Here is an 18,192-nt window from a genome sequence, read left to right as displayed (position 1 = left end):
GGCCGGAGGATCACCTCCGGCCCGCCCTCTTTCGTTTCCCCTGCTCCGCGCGGCGGGCGGGCTGGAACGGCTGCTAGAACGGCTCGAAGTCGTCGAACTCCCGGCTGGCCTCGTCGCGTTCGGCCTGCCGGTCCCGGCGCCGCTGGGCGGCGGGGCGGGACTCTTCGAATCGGTGGTCCTCGCCACGGCGCCCGAGCATCTCCGCGCCGGCCGTGACCGACGGCTCCCAGTCGAACACGACCGCGTTCTCCTCGGGACCGATGGCCACGCCGTCGCCGGAGCGGGCACCCGCCTTCATCAGCTGCTCCTCGACACCGAGGCGGTTGAGCCGGTCGGCGAGGTAGCCGACCGCCTCGTCGTTGTTGAAGTCGGTCTGCCGCACCCAGCGTTCGGGCTTCTCGCCGCGCACCCGGAACAGCGGCTCCCCGCCGACCTCCTCGCGGGTGACCGTGAAGCCCGCGTCGTCCACGGCCTTCGGCCGGATGACGATCCGCGTCGCCTCCTCCTTGGGCTTCGCGGCGCGTGCCTTGGCGACCAGTTCACCGAGCCCGTACGACAGCTCCTTCAGCCCGATGTGTGCGACCGCCGACACCTCGAAGACGCGGTAGCCGCGCTCCTCCAGGTCGGGGCGGACCATCTCGGCGAGGTCCTTGCCGTCCGGTACGTCGACCTTGTTCAGGACGACGATCCGGGGCCGGTTGCCGAGGCCGCCGTACTGCCGCAGCTCCTCCTCGATGACATCGAGGTCGGAGACCGGGTCACGGTCGGACTCCAGGGTCGCGGTGTCCAGCACGTGCACGAGCACGCTGCACCGCTCCACGTGCCGCAGGAACTCCAGGCCCAGACCCTTGCCCTGGCTGGCACCGGGGATCAGACCCGGCACGTCGGCGATGGTGTAGACGGTGGAACCGGCGGTGACGACACCGAGGTTCGGCACGAGCGTCGTGAAGGGGTAGTCGGCGATCTTCGGCTTGGCCGCGCTGAGCACGGAGATCAGCGAGGACTTGCCGGCGCTCGGGTAGCCGACCAGCGCCACGTCGGCGACGGTCTTGAGCTCCAGGACGATGTCGTGCAGGTCACCGGGCTCGCCGAGCAGCGCGAAGCCGGGCGCCTTGCGGCGGGCGGAGGCCAGCGCCGCGTTGCCGAGGCCGCCGCGGCCGCCCTGGGCGGCGATGTACGAGGTGCCGTGGCCGACGAGGTCGGCGAGCACGTTGCCCGCCTTGTCCAGGACGACGGTGCCGTCCGGCACCGGCAGGATCAGGTCCTGGCCGTCCTTGCCGGAGCGGTTGCCGCCCTCACCGGGCTTGCCGTTGGTGGCCTTGCGGTGCGGCGAGTGGTGGTAGTCGAGCAGCGTCGTGATCGACTGGTCGACGGTCAGGATGACGTCACCGCCGCGTCCGCCGTTGCCGCCGTCCGGGCCGCCGAGCGGCTTGAACTTCTCGCGGTGTACGGAGGCACAGCCGTGACCTCCGTTACCCGCGGCGACATGCAGTTCGACGCGGTCCACGAAGGTGGTCATGGTTCAGTGCCTCCAGATAGTGCGGGTATGTGCAGTCGTTGACACCAGGGTCAACACGCGAAAGGCGGACCCGCCTTCCCGACCGGGAAGTGAGGTCCGCCTCGCGAAAGCGTTCGGTCGGAGCCTGGCTCAGGCTCCTTGAATCAGCCGATTCAGGCGACCGGAACGATGTTCACGACCTTGCGGCCACGGTGGGTACCGAACTCCACCGCACCGGCCTGCAGGGCGAACAGCGTGTCGTCGCCGCCACGGCCGACACCGGCGCCGGGGTGGAAGTGGGTGCCGCGCTGGCGGACCAGGATCTCACCCGCGTTCACGACCTGACCGCCGAAGCGCTTCACGCCGAGCCGCTGGGCGTTGGAGTCGCGACCGTTCCGGGTGGACGATGCGCCCTTCTTGTGTGCCATCTGTTCTCAGTCCCTTACTTCGCAGCCGTGGGGATCTCAGTGACCTTGATCGCCGTGTACTGCTGGCGGTGGCCCTGACGACGACGGTAGCCGGTCTTGTTCTTGTAGCGCAGAATGTCGATCTTCTGGCCCTTGTGGTGGTCCACGACCTCGGCCTGGACCTTGATGCCGGCCAGCACCCACGGGTCACTGGTCACAGCGTCGCCGTCGACAACGAGCAGGGTCGAGAGCTCGACCGTGTCGCCAACCTTGGCGGTGGAAATCTTGTCAACCTCAACGATGTCGCCGACAGCAACCTTGTGCTGGCGACCACCGCTGCGCACGATGGCGTACACGCGGATCTCTCTTTCGCTCGTTCAGAACCGGCACCCCCGCAGGCCAGCCGCCCAGAAACGCCATGGACGACCTCTCCCGGCCAACCCAGTGCCCGGGAGGAAGAGGTTTACGGGGATGTGGCGTGCTCAGTGGACACGCCGACGGTCAAGGTTACGGGGCACGGCCGTAGGGGTCAAACTGGGCGTCGGCCTCATGCAGCGACCGCGGCGACGTAGTCCGCGTACGCCTCCCTGATGCCCCTCGGCGACAGCTCCAGGTGCTCCAGGACGGTGTAGCGGCCGGGCCGGGTCTCCGGGGCGAACTCCACGGCCCGGACGAACTCGTCGTCGCTGAAGCCGATCTCCTCCGCCACGACGGGCAGCCCGTGCCGGCGCAGCACGTCGGCCATCAGCCGGGAGCCCTCGTGATCGCCCCGCAGGTGCGTGGCGAAGGCGGCACCGAGGCCCACCTGCTCGCCGTGGCTCGCCGCCCGCTTCGGATACAGCAGGTCGAGCGCGTGACTGATCTCATGGCAGGCACCCGACGAGGGGCGGGTGTGTCCGGCGATCGACATGGCGACGCCCGACAGCACCAGTCCCTCGGACAGCACGGTCAGGAACCCGTCGTCACCGCATCCGCCCGGGTGGCGCAGCACGGCCTCGCCCGCCTGACGGGCCATTGCGGCGGCCAGGCCGTCGAGCTTCTCGCCGTTGACGCGGTTGGACAGCTCCCAGTCCGCGACCGCGGAGATGTTGGACAGGGCATCGCCGATGCCCGAGCGCACGAACCGGATCGGAGCCTCGCGGATCACCGTGAGGTCGATGAGGAGGGCGATGGGGGTGGGCACGCCGTACGAGCCGCGGCCGGCGTCGTTGTCCAGGATGGACACGGGCGAGCAGATGCCGTCGTGGGAGAGGTTGGTGGCGACGGCGACCATGGGCAGTCCGATGCGCGCCGCGGAGTACTTCGCGCAGTCGATGACCTTGCCGCCGCCGAGCCCCACGACCGCGTCGTAGTGGCCGGACTTCATCTCGTCGGCCAGCCGGACGGCGTCGTCGAGGGTGCCGCCGCCGACCTCGTACCAGCCGGCGCCGGGCAGTGACGGGGCGATGCGCTCGCGCAGCCTGGCACCCGAGCCGCCGCTGACGGCGACGGCGAGCCGGCCGGAGTGCGAGATGCGCTGGTCGGCGAGGACGCTCGCCAGGTCGTCCAGGGCACCCGGGCGGATGTCCACGACGACCGGCGAGGGAATCAGCCTGGTCAGTACCGGCATGCGATCTCCCGTCCCCGGGCGAGGTCGTCGTGGTTGTCGATCTCGACCCACGGCACGTCGCCGATCGGCGCAACGTCGATCTTGAAGCCCCGGTCGACCAGCTCCTGGTAGCCGTCCTCGTAGTACAGCTGCGGGTCACGCTCGAACGTGGCCCGCAGGGCGTCGGCCAGCTCCTCGGCGGCGTCGCCCTCGATGAGCGTGACGCCGATGTACTCGCCGGTCGCCTCGGCCGGGTCCATCAGCTTGGTGATCCGCCGAACGCCCTTCTCGGGGTCGACGACCACCTTCATCTCCTCGTCGGCGAGGTTCTTCACCGTGTCCAGGGCGAGGATGATGCGACGGCCCTCACCGCGCGCGGCGAGCAGCGTCTTCTCGACGGAGACCGGGTGCACGGTGTCCCCGTTGGCGAGGATCACGCCGTCCTTGAGGGCGTCACGGCCGCACCACAGGGAGTAGGCGTTGTTCCACTCCTCGGCCTTGTCGTTGTCGATCAGGGTGAGCTTGAGGCCGTACTTCTGCTCCAGAGCCGCCTTGCGCTCGTAGACGGCCTCCTTGCGGTAGCCGACGATGATCGCGGCCTCGGTCAGACCCACCTCGGCGAAGTTGCCGAGCGTCAGATCGAGGACGGTGAGGACGTCCGGTGCGTCCTCCGCCCCGACGGGCACGAGGGCCTTGGGCAGAGTGTCGGTGTAGGGGCGAAGACGCCGTCCGGCACCAGCCGCCAGCACGAGGCCTATCATCGCGGTTCTCTCCTTTGTTTCACATGTGGCACGGTGGCTCGGCCCGACGGCAAACAGGTGTGGCCCTGTCCTGAGGTGGACAGGGCCACACCGTGTCGCGGCAACAGGTCAGCTGTCGTCGGAAGAAGCGGACGACGCGGACGACACCGTCTGCGGAGCCGCCGCGGTCTTCTTCGCCGTCGACTTCGCGGCGGCCGTCTTGGCGGTCTTCGCCGCCTTCTTGGCCGTCGTCTTCTTGGCGGCCGTCTTCTTGGCCGTCGTCTTCTTCGCCACGGTCTTCTTGGCGGCGGCCTTCTTCGCCGTGGCCTTCTTGGCGGTCTTGCGGGCCGCCTTCTTGGCCGGAGCGGCCTCCTCGGCCGTCTCCTCGGCGACCGGGGCCTCCTCCGCCGCGGCCGACGGGACGACCACGACGGCCGTCTCCTCGGACGCGGTCGGAGCGCTGGCCACGCGTACGGCACGGCGGCGCGGGCGGGCCGGGGCGGCGCTCTCGGCGGGCGCCTCCTCGGCCGGAGCCGCGGCCTCGGGCTGCGGCTCGGGCTGTGCCACCGGGGCCTCGGCCGCGGGCGCGGTCTCGGGCACCGTCACCACAGCCGCCTCGGCGCCCGCGGGGGAACCGGCTGGCGCCGACACCTTCCGGGTCGCACGACGGCGCGTACGGCCCTTGGGTGCCGCCTCCTCGGCGGCCTCGGCCTGCGGTGCCGGAACCACCTGGTCCTCGACGGCCGCGGGCTCAGCCAGGGCCTCGGCGGCCGGCTCCGGACGCACGGGACGCGACGCCGCCTCCTCGGCGGTGACCTCCTGTGCGGTCGGCGCCTCGGCGGCCACCGTCGTCGGGGCCTCTTCCTGCGCGGCCTCGGGCTGCGGGGCCTCCTCCCGAGGAGCCTTCGCGGCCCGCTCCGCCTTCGGAGCGCCCGCCGGAGCCGAGGCCCGGCGGCTCGCCCGGCGCCGCGTGCGGCCACGGGTGGCCGCCGCCTCCGCCTCGGCGACGCTGCTGTACAGCTCCTCGTCGGGGGCGAAGTCGGGCGCGGGCAGCGCGACGGGCTCGGCGACCTCGGCGGCCACCTCGACGGCCGTCTCGACCTCCGGCTCGACGGCCTCGCCGGTCTCCACGGCCACGGCGGCGGTCTCGTGCACGTGCTCCTGCACGTCACCGCCCCGGCCGCGCTTCTTGCGCTTGCCGCCACCGCCGCCGGCGGCGGTCGGCTGCTCCATGTGCACGATGACACCACGGCCGTTGCAGTGGACACAGGTCTCGGAGAAGGACTCCAGCAGGCCCTGGCCGACCCGCTTGCGGGTCATCTGCACCAGACCCAGCGAGGTCACCTCGGCCACCTGGTGCTTCGTACGGTCGCGGCCCAGGCACTCCAGCAGGCGGCGCAGCACCAGGTCGCGGTTGGACTCCAGGACCATGTCGATGAAGTCGATCACGATGATGCCGCCGAGGTCGCGCAGCCGCAGCTGGCGCACGATCTCCTCGGCCGCCTCCAGGTTGTTCCTGGTGACCGTCTCCTCCAGGTTGCCGCCCTGACCGGTGAACTTGCCGGTGTTGACGTCGACGACGACCATCGCCTCGGTCCGGTCGATCACCAGCGAACCGCCGCTGGGCAGCCAGACCTTGCGGTCCAGGGCCTTGGCGAGCTGCTCGTCGATCCGGTAGGTGGCGAAGACGTCGACCTCGGAGGTCCACTTCTGCAGCCGGCCCGCGAGGTCCGGGGCCACGTGCGAGACGTACCCGTGGACCGTCTGCCAGGCCTCGTCACCGCTGACGACGACCTTGGAGAAGTCCTCGTTGAAGATGTCGCGCACGACCCGGACGGTCATGTCCGGCTCGCCGTACAGCAGCGACGGGGCGTTGCCGTTCTTCGACTTCTTCTGGATGTCCTCCCACTGCGCCTGCAGCCGCTCGACGTCCCGGCGCAGCTCGTCCTCGCTCGCGCCCTCGGCGGCGGTGCGCACGATCACGCCCGCGTCCTCGGGGACGATCTTCTTGAGGATGGTCTTCAGCCGGGCCCGCTCGGTGTCGGGCAGCTTGCGGCTGATGCCGGTCATCGAGCCCTCGGGGACGTACACGAGGTAGCGGCCCGGCAGGGAGACCTGGCTGGTCAGACGCGCGCCCTTGTGCCCGATCGGGTCCTTCGTCACCTGGACGAGGACCGACTGGCCGGACTTCAGGGCGGACTCGATGCGGCGCGGGCCGTTGGCCATGCCCAGCGCCTCGAAGTTGACCTCACCGGCGTAGAGAACGGCGTTGCGTCCCTTGCCGATGTCGATGAACGCGGCCTCCATCGACGGCAGCACGTTCTGGACCTTGCCCAGGTAGACGTTGCCGACGTACGACGTCGCCTGCTCCTTGTTGACGTAGTGCTCGACGAGCACGCCGTCCTCCAGGACGCCGATCTGGGTGCGCTCGCCGTGCTGGCGCACGACCATCACGCGCTCGACGGCCTCACGGCGGGCCAGGAACTCGGCCTCGGTGATGATCGGAACACGCCGGCGGCCCTGCTCGCGCCCTTCGCGGCGGCGCTGCTTCTTGGCCTCCAGACGGGTCGAGCCCTTGATGGACTGCACCTCGTCGGACGGCTCGCTGGGCTTGCGCGGCTCGCGGACCTTGACGACCGTACGCTCGGGGTCGTCGGCGGACGGCTCGGTGTCGAGGGCGGTGTCACCGGCCCGGCGACGACGCCGGCGGCGGCGCCGGCTACCGGCGCTGGAGGACGCGGCCTCGTCCCGGTCCTCCTCGGCGTCCTCTTCCTCCTGCTCGGCGGTGTCCTCGGCGTCCTGCGCGGCCTGCTCGGCGGCCAGTTCATCGGCCTCGGCGTCCGCGCCCTCGCCCTCGGCGGCGTCACCGCGGCGACGGCGACGGCCGCCACGACGGCGACGGCGGCGCGAGCCGGACTCCTCGAAGCCCTCGGCGCCCTCCGTCTCCTCGGCCTCCTCGCCCTCGGCGAGGTCCTCGACGGGCTCCTGGGCCTGCTCGGTCTCCTCGGGCTCGGCGGCCTGGACGGTCTCCGGCTCCTCGGCGACGGCGGCGCCCCGGCGACGACGGCGGCGGCGCGGGCCGGTCTCGGCGCGCTCCTCCGCGTACTCCTCGGGCTCCTCGGGCTCCTCCGCCCCGGCGGTCTCGGCAGCCTCCGCGGCAGCCTGGGCGGCGGCGCGCTCGGGGGTCTGGAACTTCGGCTCGGTGAACACCGGCGCCTGGAAGACGGCGACGGCGGGCCGGGCGGGCCGACGCGGAGACTCGCCCTCGGCGTCCCCGGACTCGGCGGCCGGCGCGGGCTGCGCGGGCTCGGAGAACCCGAACACGGGGCGCACGACCCGGCGCCGGGCACGACGCGGAGCGGCCTCCTCGACGGGGGCCGACGGGGCGGCGGGGGCGGGCGTGGCGGCGGGGACCTCCGGGGTCTGCGCGCCGGCACCGGCGGGCGCGGCCTCGGCCGCGGTCGGCTCGGCCTCGGCGACGGGAGCGGCGGCGGCCTCGGCGGGCGCGGACGCGCGGCGTGTGGCCCGGCGCCGGGTACGGCGCGGGGCGGCCTCCTCGGCGGCACCGCTCACCTCGGCCGCAGCGGGGGCCGCCTCTGCGGCAGCGGCAGCCGGGGCTTCCTCGGCGACGGCCTTCGGTGCCCCGGCGGGCGCGGACGCGCGGCGGGTGGCACGACGGCGGGTACGGCCGGCGGGCGCGGCCTCCTGGGCCGGGGCCGGCATCTCGGCGGCGGCAGGCTCCTCCTGGGTCCGGCCGGCCTCGGCGGCCGCGGCCGCAGCGGCAGCGGGCGCGGCCTGCGCGGCGGTGGCCGGTACGACGGTCTCCGCGGCCTCGGCGGACACGGGCGCCCCGGCCGGCGCGGAAGCGCGGCGTGTGGCCCGGCGGCGCGGGCGGCCGGCGGGCGCGGCCTCGGCGGGAGCGGCCTCGGCGGGAGCGGCGGCCTCGGCGGGGACCGTGGCCTCGGCGGCCTCCTCCGTGGCGGCAGCGGCGGCGCTGGGAGCCTCCGGGGCTCCGGTGGCACCGGTCGGCGCGGACACGCTGCGCGTGGCGCGGCGGCGGGTACGGCGCGGGGCGGCCTCCTCGCCGACGACGACCTCGCCGCCCTCTGCGACGGCAGCGGGCTTCTCGGTCCCGGCGGCGGGCGTGGCCGGTACGACGGTCTCGACGGCCTCGGTGGCCGACGGCGCCCCCGCGGGCGCGGACGCACGGCGCGTGGCCCGACGGCGCGGACGGCCTGCGGGAGCGGCCTCCTCGGCGCCGGGCGCCGGGACGGGCTCTGCGGTCTCGGGGCTCTCCACGTCGGCCTCCACAGCCTCTTCGGCCTCGATTGCGGCTACGGCCTCGTCGGTGCCCTCCGCCGCAGCAGCCACGGTGATCTCGTCGGAGTCCGCGGCCGGTATGGCCGGCACGGTCACCTCGGCGGGTGCCTCCGCGCCGGCGGGCGGGCCCGCCGGGCGGGAGGCGGCACGGCGACTCCTGCGCGGCGGCAGGGTGTCGCTCGGAGTGTTCGGTTCGGAACCCTCACGGGGTTCGGTCGGCTCGAGCATGCGGGCGTTTCTCCCGTCAGGCTCCCGGGCGCCGCGCCTGGTCCGGCGACGGTCTCGGTGGACCGTCCGCCGTTGACGTCCGCGGCCCGCGTGATCCGCGATGGCCGCCGTCCGGGGCGCGGGCGCCGCACGGGAGCACTCTGTGTCCTGTCTCGCCGGTTCCGTACGCCTTGTCGGTACGGCCTGGCGAAAGTCTTCTGGTCGGTGCGCTGCCCGACCCAGGTGGCTCCCGAGTACAAGGGCGGCGCTACGACGTCCGTCCCTACGCGGAACCTTCCGGCGTCGGCGCCGTCGCGGCGGCAGCCGGCTGGGCCGTCAGGGCCTCGGCTGCCTCGCGGTCGGGCGCGAGCGGGTCGGTCACCGTGCCGGTCTCTTCATCGAACAGCCCCTGCGCCAGCCTGGTCACCGCTGCGGGGACCGGCGGCGCCAGGTCGGCCACGGCGCGGAGACCGGACAGGACGTCGTCGGGTCGTACGGCAGGCGTCACGTGCCGAACAACCAGCCGCAGTATCGCACAGGGCTGGTCGCTAGGCCTATCAGCCGGTGAACCGTGCGTTTCCAGGCTCACCACGGCCGGGCGGGCGTCGAAGGTGCGGACGCCGTTCTTGGTCATCCGCTGCACCTCGACGGTCTCGGCCCTGGTGAAGGCCTCGACCGCGCGCTCGGCGTCGGCCGGGTCGACGCCGTCCAGCCGCAGCTCCCACACGGAGGCCGTGAGCCGGTCGGCGAGGCCCGAGGTCCGCGCCTCGACCGCCTCGATCACGTCGAGCCCGGCGGGCAGCGACTCGTCGAGGAGGACGCGCAGCGTCTCCGGGTCGCGCGGTGCGGTGAGCGCGATCTCCAGATACTCCGCCTCACTGCCCGTGCCGGTGGGTGCGGCATTGGCGTACGACACCTTCGGGTGGGGCGTGAACCCGGCCGAGTACGCCATGGGCACCTCGGCACGGCGCAGCGCCCGCTCGAAGGCGCGCTGGAAGTCTCGGTGGCTGGTGAACCTCAGGCGGCCGCGCTTGGTGTAGCGCAGTCGGATGCGCTGCACCGCGGGTGCGGGCGGCGGGCCTTCGGGCTGTCGCTTGCCCAGTGTCCTAGTCCTTCGTGAGTGCGGTCGTACTGCTACCAAGACTACGTGTCGCGGGCCCGTGAGGTTCCCGCCGGTCCATGGCGGCCGGCTGCCGGGGCTCGCCGAACAGCATCCGCCGGAAGTCCGCGCGGGCCTGTCGTACGGTGTCTCGGGCACTGGCCAGCGCCTCGCGCACGGCCCGGCCCGCCACGCGGGCGCCCTCGGCGACGGGCCGCAGGACCGCGTCCCGGACGACGTGGCCGACCGGGGTGAGGACGGTCCGGTACACCCAGCGCACCGGCTCCACGAAGATCCACCGGAAGAGGGTCCCGAGCGCCCGGCCGACGGCCCGCGAGATGCGTCCGGCGATCCGCCAGGCGTGCCCGAGGGCGTCCCCGATCTCCCGCGCCACGACGGCGAGGAACCGGCCGACGGGCGCGAGGACCCAGCGCCACAGCGCGAGGGCGGGCAGGACGAGGAGCACGCGCAGGGTCCAGTACAGGGCGACGCCGATACCCGTGGCGATCAGGCCCAGCAGCCACCCCAGCCCGCGTACGCACCGGGCGACGGCACGTCCGACGGGCGCGAGGATCCACTCGTACACCCATCGCGCGGGCACGACGAGCAGATACCGCACCAGCCGGGCGACGGCCGTGCACACGCCGATGCCCAGGGCGGCGAGCGCGGCGCCGATGCCCTTGAGCAGCCGGGTGACCGCGCGCCCGACGGGCGTGAGCAGGCGCGCGTACACCCAGCCGAGCCCGGCGCCCGCCCCGCGCGCCAGCCACGCCAGGGCGAGCCCGACGGGCGTGAGCACGGACCGGTACAGCCACCCGGCCGGTACGACGACGAGGACGGTCCCGAGCCAGGCGAGCGCCTTGCCGACGGGGACCAGGACATAGCGCCACAGGCCCACGAACGGCCAGACGAACAGGGCCTTTCCGACCCACAGCAGCGCCCGGCCGAGCGGCCTGAACACGGTGTCCCGCAGAAACCTTCCGGTAACGACGAGCGCGTCCCACGCCATCCGCACCGGCACCACCAGCACCAGGACGAAAATCCGCAGGGGGACGCGGATCGCCACGGTGAGGCACCCTTCGGGCTGCCGGGGCCGGGGAGGCGGCTTGTGCAGTTCCATACCGGGGTAGACGCCGGGCCCGCCCGTTCGGATCCGGTCAGGTCGTGCGCGCCTTGTACGACTCCGGATAGCGCTCGGTGACCTTCACGGCCATGACCAGCAGCGCGATCGGGACGACCCAGTTGAACCAGTCGTCCTGGGCGGGGAAGCGGATGGCCAGCCAGGTCGAGAGCGTCATCAGGGCGAAGGCCGTGCCCCACACGACTGTCAGCACCTGGTTGATGTGCTTGAACACCGGTGAGTCCCACACGTCACGGGGCGTCGACTCGCGGGCGTACTGCGCGGTGAAGGGGTCGGCGAACAGCGATCCGAGCGCGACGACGGCCACCAGTCCGTTCGAGATGACCTGGGCGTACGTCTCCACCCAGAGGAGCTGCCCGCGGGCCAGGGCCAGCCCGAGGACCGTGAGCACGGCGAAGAACACGATGCCGGTCATGTCGAGGATGCGGAGTGTGCCGCGCAGCATGTCCCCTCCCGACAGGACGATCGAGGCGACCAGTGCGGCGAGGGCCGCGTACTCCCAGGTACTCGGGCTCGCGACCACGCCGAAGATGATCCAGGGGGCGAACGAGAGGAAGACGCCGCCCGTGCTGACGGGCTTCTTGGCCGGGGCCCTCGCCGCCGTCTGCTGCACCATGGGAGCTCCTTCCGTCGGGCGTCGGCGGTTCGTCACGGCAGGTCCTGTTCGGTCCAGATCGTCTTGCCCGTCGCGGTGTAGCGCGTGCCCCAGTGGTGGGTCATCTGGGCGATGATGAACAGGCCCCGGCCTCCCTCGTCATCGCTCGCGGCGTGCCGCAGATTGGGCGAGGTGTGGCCGGTGTCGGAGACCTCACAGGTCAGGGTCCGGTCGCGGATCAGGCGTACCTGGATCGGGCCGCCGGCATAGCGGATGGCGTTGGTGACCAGTTCGCTGACGATGAGTTCGGTGGTGAACGCCAGGTCGTCCAGCCCCCAGTCGCCGAGCTGCTTGCTGACGGCGGTGCGGATGGTCGCCACCCCCGCCGGGTCCGCGAGCAGCGCCCACTCGGCGAACTGGTTCCGGTCGAGCCGGCGGGTGCGGACCGTGAGCAGCGTCGCGTCCACGTCCACCGCCCCGGGCAGCAGGGTGGTCACCGCCCTGTCGCACAGCGCCGCCAGGGACGCGCCTGCGCCCTCGAAGCACTGGGACAGCTGCGCGAGCCCGGCGGCACGGTCGTCGGCCGCCTGCAGGAGGCCGTCCGTGAAGAGGGCGAGGAGGCTGCCCGGCGCCAGGTCCGCCTCCGTGCTCCGGTAGGGCGGGCCGGCGACGCCCAACGGCGGTCCGGGCGGCAGCTGAAGAGGGTCGACCACGCCCCCGTACGGCGCGACGACCGCCAGCACCGACTCCCCGGCCCGCGCCAGGCTGCACGTTCCCGAGACCGGGTCGTACACCGCGTACAGGCAGCTCACGCCCAGAGCCGCGTCGGGCTGCTGCTGCCGCCGGGTGCCCGGGCCGGGGCCGCCGTCCTGCCCGGTCTGGTCGACCAGGTCGTCCAGGCGGGACAGCAGCTCGTCGGGGGCGAGGTCCAGCCGGGCCAGCACGCGCACCCCCGTGCGCAGGCGTCCCATGGTGGCCGCGGCGCGCATGCCGTGTCCGAGCACGTCCCCGACCACCAGTCCGACCCGGCTGCCGGACAGGGGGATGACGTCGTACCAGTCGCCGCCCACTCCGGAGCCGCTGTCGGCGGGCAGATAGCGGCTCGCCGAGTCCACGGCGGCGTGCGGCGGCAGGCGGCGTGGAAGCAGGCTCCGCTGGAGTTTGAGGGCCACGCTGTGACCACGGGTGACCACCGGCATCAGCAGCAGACCGATCAGCAGGGCGCCCAGGCCCAGGACCGTGACCCCGCCCGTCCTGCCGATCAGCGGCAGGTCGACGGTGGTCATGCCGTACCTGGGGTTCGCGTAGACGACGAAGGTGGCGTAGAGGAACAGCGAGGCCATGATCAGCCCGCCCAGTCCGGGCAGCAAGCCCTTGAAGACCAGGTCCCGGGTGCTGCGGTTGAGGATCTTGCGGTGGTACCAGACGCAGGCGAATCCGGTCAGGCCGTACTGGAACGCGATCGCGAGACCGACCGAGTCGATCGAGTCGGCCAGGACGTTCTGGCTGAACGACGCCAGCAGGCCGAACAGGGCGATCGAGGCCGCTCCCATGCCGACGGTCCCCCAGGTCGGGGTGAGGAACCTGCGGTGGACCCGGGCGAACCGGGAGGGGACCGCCTTGTGGACCGCCATCGAGAAGACGGTCCTGGCCAGGGGCAGGATGGTGGTCTCGGCGGAGGCCAGCGCCGAGGTCAGCACCATCAGGATCAGCAGTCTCGACAGCAGCAGGCCCGTGCCCTGGCTCCCGAACACGGCCTCGCCCAGCCCCGAGAGCACATCGTCGGAGTTGTGCGTGTTGCCGAGCCCGATGCCCGAGGTGCCGACTCCCGCGAAGGCCTGCGCCGACGTGGCCACCAGCCCGTACATGACCAGCAGCAGCACCGTGGACAGGACGGCGGCGCGGCCGGGGACGCGGGTGCTGTCGACGGTTTCCTCGTTGACCGAGAAGGCGGTGTCCCAGCCCCAGTAGATGAAGACGCCCGCGAGGAGGCCCGAGGTCAGGGCCGTCGCCGAGGGCACCCTGAAGGGGTTGAACCAGGACGCGGAGACATGGATCGCCGTCGCCGGGGGGTCGGTGTAGACCCTGATCAGCGCGGCGACGGCGAAAAGGACCAGCATCACCACTTCCAGGCACAGCAGCCAGCGCTGGACGGCCGACGAGACCTCGATGCCGACGTAGCAGATCACGGTCAGCGCGGCGATCCAGACCATGCCCGCCAGGGTGGTCCACAGCCGGCTGCCCGCCAGGCCGTCGAGGCCCACCAGCCGGAAGCCGTAGGCGGCGGCGATCGCGGCGAGGTTCGCCATGACGATGATGTTGGCGACGATGAGGCCCCAGCCGCCCATCCAGCCGGTGCGCGGCCCGAAGGCGCGGGTGGCCCAGGTGAAGGTGGTCCCGCAGTCGGCGTTGCTCGCGTTGAGCTCCCGGAAGGCGTACGCGACCAGGAGCATCGGGATGAACGCCAGCATGGTGACGATCGGGGCCTGCAGTCCGACCCCGGCCACGATGAGGCCCAGCGTGGCGGCCAGGCTGTACGCCGGGCCGGTGGACGCCAGGCCCATGGCCACCGAGGAGAACATGCCCAGGGCGTCGTTCTTGAGTCCCTTACGGCCGGCCGCCGTCCCGGGAGCGGGGCGGTCGGCGGACTCGGCGCCGCCAAAGTGCCTCACACTTGATTGCAACGCGGGGGCGCTCGCCTCCGCAACAGCGCAGGGCGGCGGCACACGCCGGAAACCCCCTGAGCCCCTCCGCGATGGGACGGGGCTCAGGTGGTCGCTTTCTCAGCAGTTCCTGTCAGTACCTGCTGGGAATGACGCAGAAGTCGATGTGGCTGAGGTCCGCGAACTTGCCGCTGGGGTTGATCGGGGCGTGGAGCGATCCGTCCATCGTGATGCCGGTCGGGAAGCCCGTCGTGCTGTCGTACGTGTAGACGTTGGCGCCGCCGGTCCCGCCCTTGGCGGTCACCTTGACCGCGGCGCGCTGATCAGTGGCGGGGATGCTGAAGCTGAACACCTGCCCCGCCGTGGTGTCGGTGACGGTGAGCTGGAACGTTCCGTCGCCGGGGATCGAGACGGTTCCGGTGGTGGGATCCTCCACGCGGAACCCGGTCGCGCCCGCGGGGCAGGACACGGGCGGGTTGTCTTCGACTTCCACGGGCTGGACGCCCGCGTCGCTCGGGGGACCCGCCTGGGCCGACGCGGGGCCGGCGGCGACACCGAGCGCCGCGACCGCGGTCATACCGGCGCCGACGAGTCTCACCCCCCATCTCGCCCGTGCCGATCGCGTCTTTGCTGACGTTGCTCCTCGCATGACGAGCATTCCTCCTTTTCCTCGGATACCGGTGGTACCGGATCTCGGATGACTGAGCTCGCCAACATTCGCATGGTCAGACTGTCATTCCGCTTCACGACTCCTTTCCTTGGTCCGTTTGAGTGGACGAGCCGTCGGAATCCGTGCGCGGATACCGAAGGCCCCCCGGACCACGAGGTCCGGGGGGCCTTCACCGCCACGGCCGCGGTCAAGGAAGGCGGGCCGCGACCAACTGCACGAGAACCAGAATCGTGATCGCCACCACCAACCAGGCGGCCTCGTGCAGCACGCTGGTCAGCGTGTCACCGTTGATCACGCAGGCCAGTACACCTGCCAGGCCGATCGTGGCTTTGTGGCGGCTGCCACTCCTGCATACGACATTCTGAAGTGGGTGGACTTCGAGTACAGACAGTCCACCGAAACCCTGGATGGACATTGGCCTCCTTGGATACTTGGAGGGCGCACCCGAGGACTCTCATTTAAGGTCACCCGAGGGCATGACCTGCGGTGATACTCCGCTTTACCACACGGTACTAACAAATGGCGAAGCCACTCGATTGACACGCCCTTAAACTACGTGCCGTTTTTAGGAAATACCCTGTTCGCTAAGCGGCCAAGGGCACTAAAAGTGACGGTGGTGGCGCCGTGCACAGTGGTGTGGTGGCTGCGAGGTGACCGGTTGCGGGCGGGTGGGGGACGAGGTCTGTCCACCGCGGAAGGACGGCGGGGCGTCACGTGGGGCAGTGCCCCACGTCGTGTCGGGGGTGTCGCCGAGCGTGTAGTCGAGGGTGCCGCCCTCGCGTACGAAGGACTCCGGGAGCCAGGCCCTGGAGGAGGGGACGCCGTTGACTTTCAAGGCATGCACATAGGGCGTGTCCGCGTCCGCACCGGGCGCGTTGATCCTGATCGGCCGGCCGCCGTCACGGTGCACGGTGACAGCCGGGAACAGGGGACTGGCCAGCACCAGTTCGGCCCGGCCCGGCACCTGTGGATACATACCGAGTGCCGACCAGACGTACCAGGACGACAGGGTGCCCAGGTCGTCGTTGCCCACCTCGCCGTCGGGGCCGGGGCCCCACAGGGTGTTGACGGCGCGGCGGACCACGCTCTGGGTGCGGTAGGGGGCGCTCGCATAGACGTACACCCAGGGAGAGTTCAGGGACGGTTCGTTGCCCAGGAAGGCGTGCGGCTCGTCCGGCCCGGCGTTCAATGCGGTGAAGAAGTCGTCGAGCCGGGGAATGACCTTGCCGTTGCCGCCCATCGCCGCGAAGAGCCCGGCGAGGTCGTACGGCACCATCCACTCGTACTGGGCGGCGTTGCCCTCGACGTAGCCCTTGTTGTCGGCCGGCTTGAACCGCGACTCGAAGGAGCCGGTGCGGCTGCGTGGCTGAATCCAGGAGCCGGCGGGGTTGAACAGGTTCCGCCAGTTCTGCGCCCGCTTCATGAACGTCGCCTGGGTGCCGGTGTCGCCGAGCCGTCCGGCCAGTGCCGCGATTCCGAAGTCGGCGGTGGTGTATTCCAGGGTCGTCGACACGTCGTCGGGCAGGTATCCGAGTGACAGGTAGTCGGCGAGACCGGGCCGCTCGACGTAACGGGCGCCGGCGTTCTGGACGGTGGTCGCGCCCTTGACCATGGAGGCCAGGGCTGCCCCGGCGTCGAAGTCGGTGGCCCCGAAGGCGTACATGCTGGCGAGGATCGAGTGGTACGGGTCGCCGTTCATGACGCCCGCGAAGTCGTTGGCGACCGACCACCGGTCCCACACGTCACCGGCCTGGCGCGCCTGGTTGTACATGGACTGGGCGATGTCCGAGGCCACGTCCGGTGCGAGGAGGGCGATCAGCTGCGCCTCACAGCGGTATATGTCCCAGCCGGAGAAGTTGGCGTACTGGTGGTGGCCGCTGCGGACTTTGTGGATCTGCCCGTCGAAACCGATGTACTGGCCGTTCACGTCGTCGAAGACATTGGGCTGGAGGAGTGAGTGGTAGAGGGCCGTATAGAAGGTCGTTCGCTGGATGTCGGTGCCGCCGGCGATCTCCATCTGGTGCAGCCGGGCGTTCCACTGTGCCCGGGTCTTCTCAGCGACGGTGTCGAACGACGCCGAGCCCTGCTCCCGCGCCGCGTTCTCGGCGGCGCCGGCCGTGCTCACGTACGACAGGCCGACCTTGACGCCCACGGTCTGTGACCGGGTGGTGTCGAAGGTGACATAGGCCCCCGCGGGCTGCACGCCGCCCTGCGTCTGCTTCCTGTTCCCGGCCTGCTTCGCGGTGTCCTTGGCCGGGGCTGTGCCGACCCTCGTGCCACCGGGCGAGACGATGCCGTCGCGCCATGTGCCGACGGCGGCGAAGGGCTGGTCGAAGACGGCCGAGAAATACACGCGGTAGCGGTTGCTGCTGCCGCAGAAGCCGCCGCCGGTGACATAGCCGGTGATGGCGCGGCGGGTCTTGTCTATGGTCGCTCGGGCGTCGGACGCGCCACGCAGGGAACCGGAGAGATCGATGAGGAGGGATGCCGTACGGCCGGCCGGGTAGGTGAAGCGGCCGGCGCCGGAACGCTGGGTCGCGGTCAGCTCGACCTTCGTACCGGAGGCGAGCGTGACACCGTAGTAGCCGGGCCGCGCCGACTCGGCATCGTGCGAGAAGCCGTCCAGATAGGCGCCGGGCCCGCTGGCCGGCGACTCGGCCACCGAGCCCACGTGCGGCATGAAGGGCAGGTCCTGGGCACCGGTGCAGCCGGCGCCGGAAAGGTGGGTCAGGCTGAAGCCGCGGATCTCATGGTCGGTGTAGGCGTAGCCGCCGGGCTGGGGACTGGGGGTGTCCGGGCTCCACTGCACCATGCCGAAGGGAGCGTCGGCGCCGGGGAAGGTGTTTCCTCCGTCGTAGCTGGTGCTGCCGGTCTTCTTCGTGCCGACGAAGGGGTTGACGTACTGGGTGAGGTCCTGCGGGATGCTGCCGGTCCCGTCGTCGGTCGCTGCCCGGACGGGGGCCGTGGCAGCGGTCGGTATCCCGGCAGTGACGGCTATGGCCAGGAGTAAGCGGCCCCATCGCCACGACTTCGCCAGCAGGGGCATATGGAGCCTCCCTGACCACATCGACCCGGCAGCCACCCCGTCACCAGGAGTATCCATGAGTGGGCTGTGAGTGACCAGGCGGATGGGGCAAACGAGGCGGGGCGGTTCCTGCCCGGCGCGGGAGCGGTGACCTGCCCGAGAGCTCGCGCGGCGAGCCGTTGTCACGTGAACGTTAGGCCACCTGGGGGATGTCACTGCGTCGATCACCGGGCAAGGCG

At 71.6% G+C, this 18,192-nt stretch carries 13 protein-coding genes; all 13 read right to left on the bottom strand.

The window, feature by feature from the left end; genetic code table 11:
• Window positions 1-73: 73 nt before the first annotated feature.
• The 13 genes from obgE to ACZ41I_RS01190 all read right to left on the bottom strand — a co-directional run bounded on the left by obgE (window position 74) and on the right by ACZ41I_RS01190 (window position 17,974).
• Window positions 74-1,519: a GTPase ObgE gene (gene obgE / locus ACZ41I_RS01250; protein ID WP_363219394.1), complete on the bottom strand. Its 1,446-nt coding sequence runs from the start codon at window positions 1,517-1,519 to the stop codon at window positions 74-76.
• 152 nt (window positions 1,520-1,671) lie between these two features.
• Window positions 1,672-1,926 (bottom strand): 50S ribosomal protein L27, encoded by a 255-nt coding sequence (gene rpmA / locus ACZ41I_RS01245; protein ID WP_023550764.1) that lies wholly within the window; start codon window positions 1,924-1,926, stop codon window positions 1,672-1,674.
• Window positions 1,927-1,940: 14 nt separating this feature from the next.
• A complete protein-coding gene (gene rplU, locus ACZ41I_RS01240; protein ID WP_003990208.1) occupies window positions 1,941-2,261 on the bottom strand; it encodes a 50S ribosomal protein L21 in 321 nt (106 codons plus the stop codon).
• Between the two features lie 191 nt (window positions 2,262-2,452).
• Window positions 2,453-3,514, bottom strand: coding sequence for an iron-containing alcohol dehydrogenase family protein (locus tag ACZ41I_RS01235; RefSeq protein ID WP_399769078.1), 1,062 nt, complete (start codon window positions 3,512-3,514; stop codon window positions 2,453-2,455).
• The gene (locus ACZ41I_RS01230; protein ID WP_399769075.1) at window positions 3,502-4,254 is read right to left on the bottom strand and encodes a phosphocholine cytidylyltransferase family protein; all 753 of its coding nucleotides are present in this window, start codon (window positions 4,252-4,254) and stop codon (window positions 3,502-3,504) included. Before ACZ41I_RS01230 ends, ACZ41I_RS01235 begins: the two co-directional genes overlap by 13 nt.
• Before the next feature lie 108 nt (window positions 4,255-4,362).
• Complete coding sequence (locus ACZ41I_RS01225) at window positions 4,363-8,781, bottom strand: Rne/Rng family ribonuclease (RefSeq protein WP_468512886.1); 4,419 nt, start codon at window positions 8,779-8,781, stop codon at window positions 4,363-4,365.
• 262 nt (window positions 8,782-9,043) lie between these two features.
• Window positions 9,044-9,820 (bottom strand): TIGR03936 family radical SAM-associated protein, encoded by a 777-nt coding sequence (locus tag ACZ41I_RS01220; protein ID WP_363214819.1) that lies wholly within the window; start codon window positions 9,818-9,820, stop codon window positions 9,044-9,046.
• A 46-nt stretch (window positions 9,821-9,866) separates the two neighbouring features.
• Complete coding sequence (locus ACZ41I_RS01215) at window positions 9,867-10,979, bottom strand: hypothetical protein (protein WP_468512885.1); 1,113 nt, start codon at window positions 10,977-10,979, stop codon at window positions 9,867-9,869.
• A gap of 37 nt (window positions 10,980-11,016) precedes the next feature.
• Window positions 11,017-11,616: a DUF3159 domain-containing protein gene (locus tag ACZ41I_RS01210; protein WP_468512884.1), complete on the bottom strand. Its 600-nt coding sequence runs from the start codon at window positions 11,614-11,616 to the stop codon at window positions 11,017-11,019.
• Between the two features lie 32 nt (window positions 11,617-11,648).
• Window positions 11,649-14,267: an amino acid permease gene (locus ACZ41I_RS01205; RefSeq protein ID WP_468512883.1), complete on the bottom strand. Its 2,619-nt coding sequence runs from the start codon at window positions 14,265-14,267 to the stop codon at window positions 11,649-11,651.
• Between the two features lie 124 nt (window positions 14,268-14,391).
• Window positions 14,392-14,856, bottom strand: a complete 465-nt coding sequence (locus tag ACZ41I_RS01200) for a hypothetical protein (protein WP_363214822.1) — start codon at window positions 14,854-14,856, stop codon at window positions 14,392-14,394.
• A 259-nt stretch (window positions 14,857-15,115) separates the two neighbouring features.
• On the bottom strand, window positions 15,116-15,343 hold the full coding sequence (locus tag ACZ41I_RS01195) for a hypothetical protein (RefSeq protein WP_363214823.1): 228 nt from the start codon (window positions 15,341-15,343) through the stop codon (window positions 15,116-15,118).
• A 186-nt stretch (window positions 15,344-15,529) separates the two neighbouring features.
• On the bottom strand, window positions 15,530-17,974 hold the full coding sequence (locus ACZ41I_RS01190) for a GH92 family glycosyl hydrolase (RefSeq protein WP_468512882.1): 2,445 nt from the start codon (window positions 17,972-17,974) through the stop codon (window positions 15,530-15,532).
• Between the last annotated feature and the right edge of the window lie 218 nt (window positions 17,975-18,192).

This window comes from Streptomyces sp. NPDC030799, assembly GCF_055572255.1.
Note: the sequence above shows the minus strand (reverse complement) of the source record. Positions and strands in the feature narration are given on the sequence as shown.

Bases quoted from the DNA above. Each gene is read 5' to 3' on its own strand.
- obgE (WP_363219394.1), bottom strand. From the start codon at position 1,519: ATGACCACCTTCGTGGACCGCGTCGAACTGCATGTCGCCGCGGGTAAC.
- rpmA (WP_023550764.1), bottom strand. From the start codon at position 1,926: ATGGCACACAAGAAGGGCGCATCGTCCACCCGGAACGGTCGCGACTCC.
- ACZ41I_RS01235 (WP_399769078.1), bottom strand. From the start codon at position 3,514: ATGCCGGTACTGACCAGGCTGATTCCCTCGCCGGTCGTCGTGGACATC.
- ACZ41I_RS01230 (WP_399769075.1), bottom strand. From the start codon at position 4,254: ATGATAGGCCTCGTGCTGGCGGCTGGTGCCGGACGGCGTCTTCGCCCC.
- ACZ41I_RS01225 (WP_468512886.1), bottom strand. From the start codon at position 8,781: ATGCTCGAGCCGACCGAACCCCGTGAGGGTTCCGAACCGAACACTCCG.
- ACZ41I_RS01215 (WP_468512885.1), bottom strand. From the start codon at position 10,979: ATGGAACTGCACAAGCCGCCTCCCCGGCCCCGGCAGCCCGAAGGGTGC.
- ACZ41I_RS01210 (WP_468512884.1), bottom strand. From the start codon at position 11,616: ATGGTGCAGCAGACGGCGGCGAGGGCCCCGGCCAAGAAGCCCGTCAGC.
- ACZ41I_RS01195 (WP_363214823.1), bottom strand. From the start codon at position 15,343: ATGTCCATCCAGGGTTTCGGTGGACTGTCTGTACTCGAAGTCCACCCA.
- ACZ41I_RS01190 (WP_468512882.1), bottom strand. From the start codon at position 17,974: ATGCCCCTGCTGGCGAAGTCGTGGCGATGGGGCCGCTTACTCCTGGCC.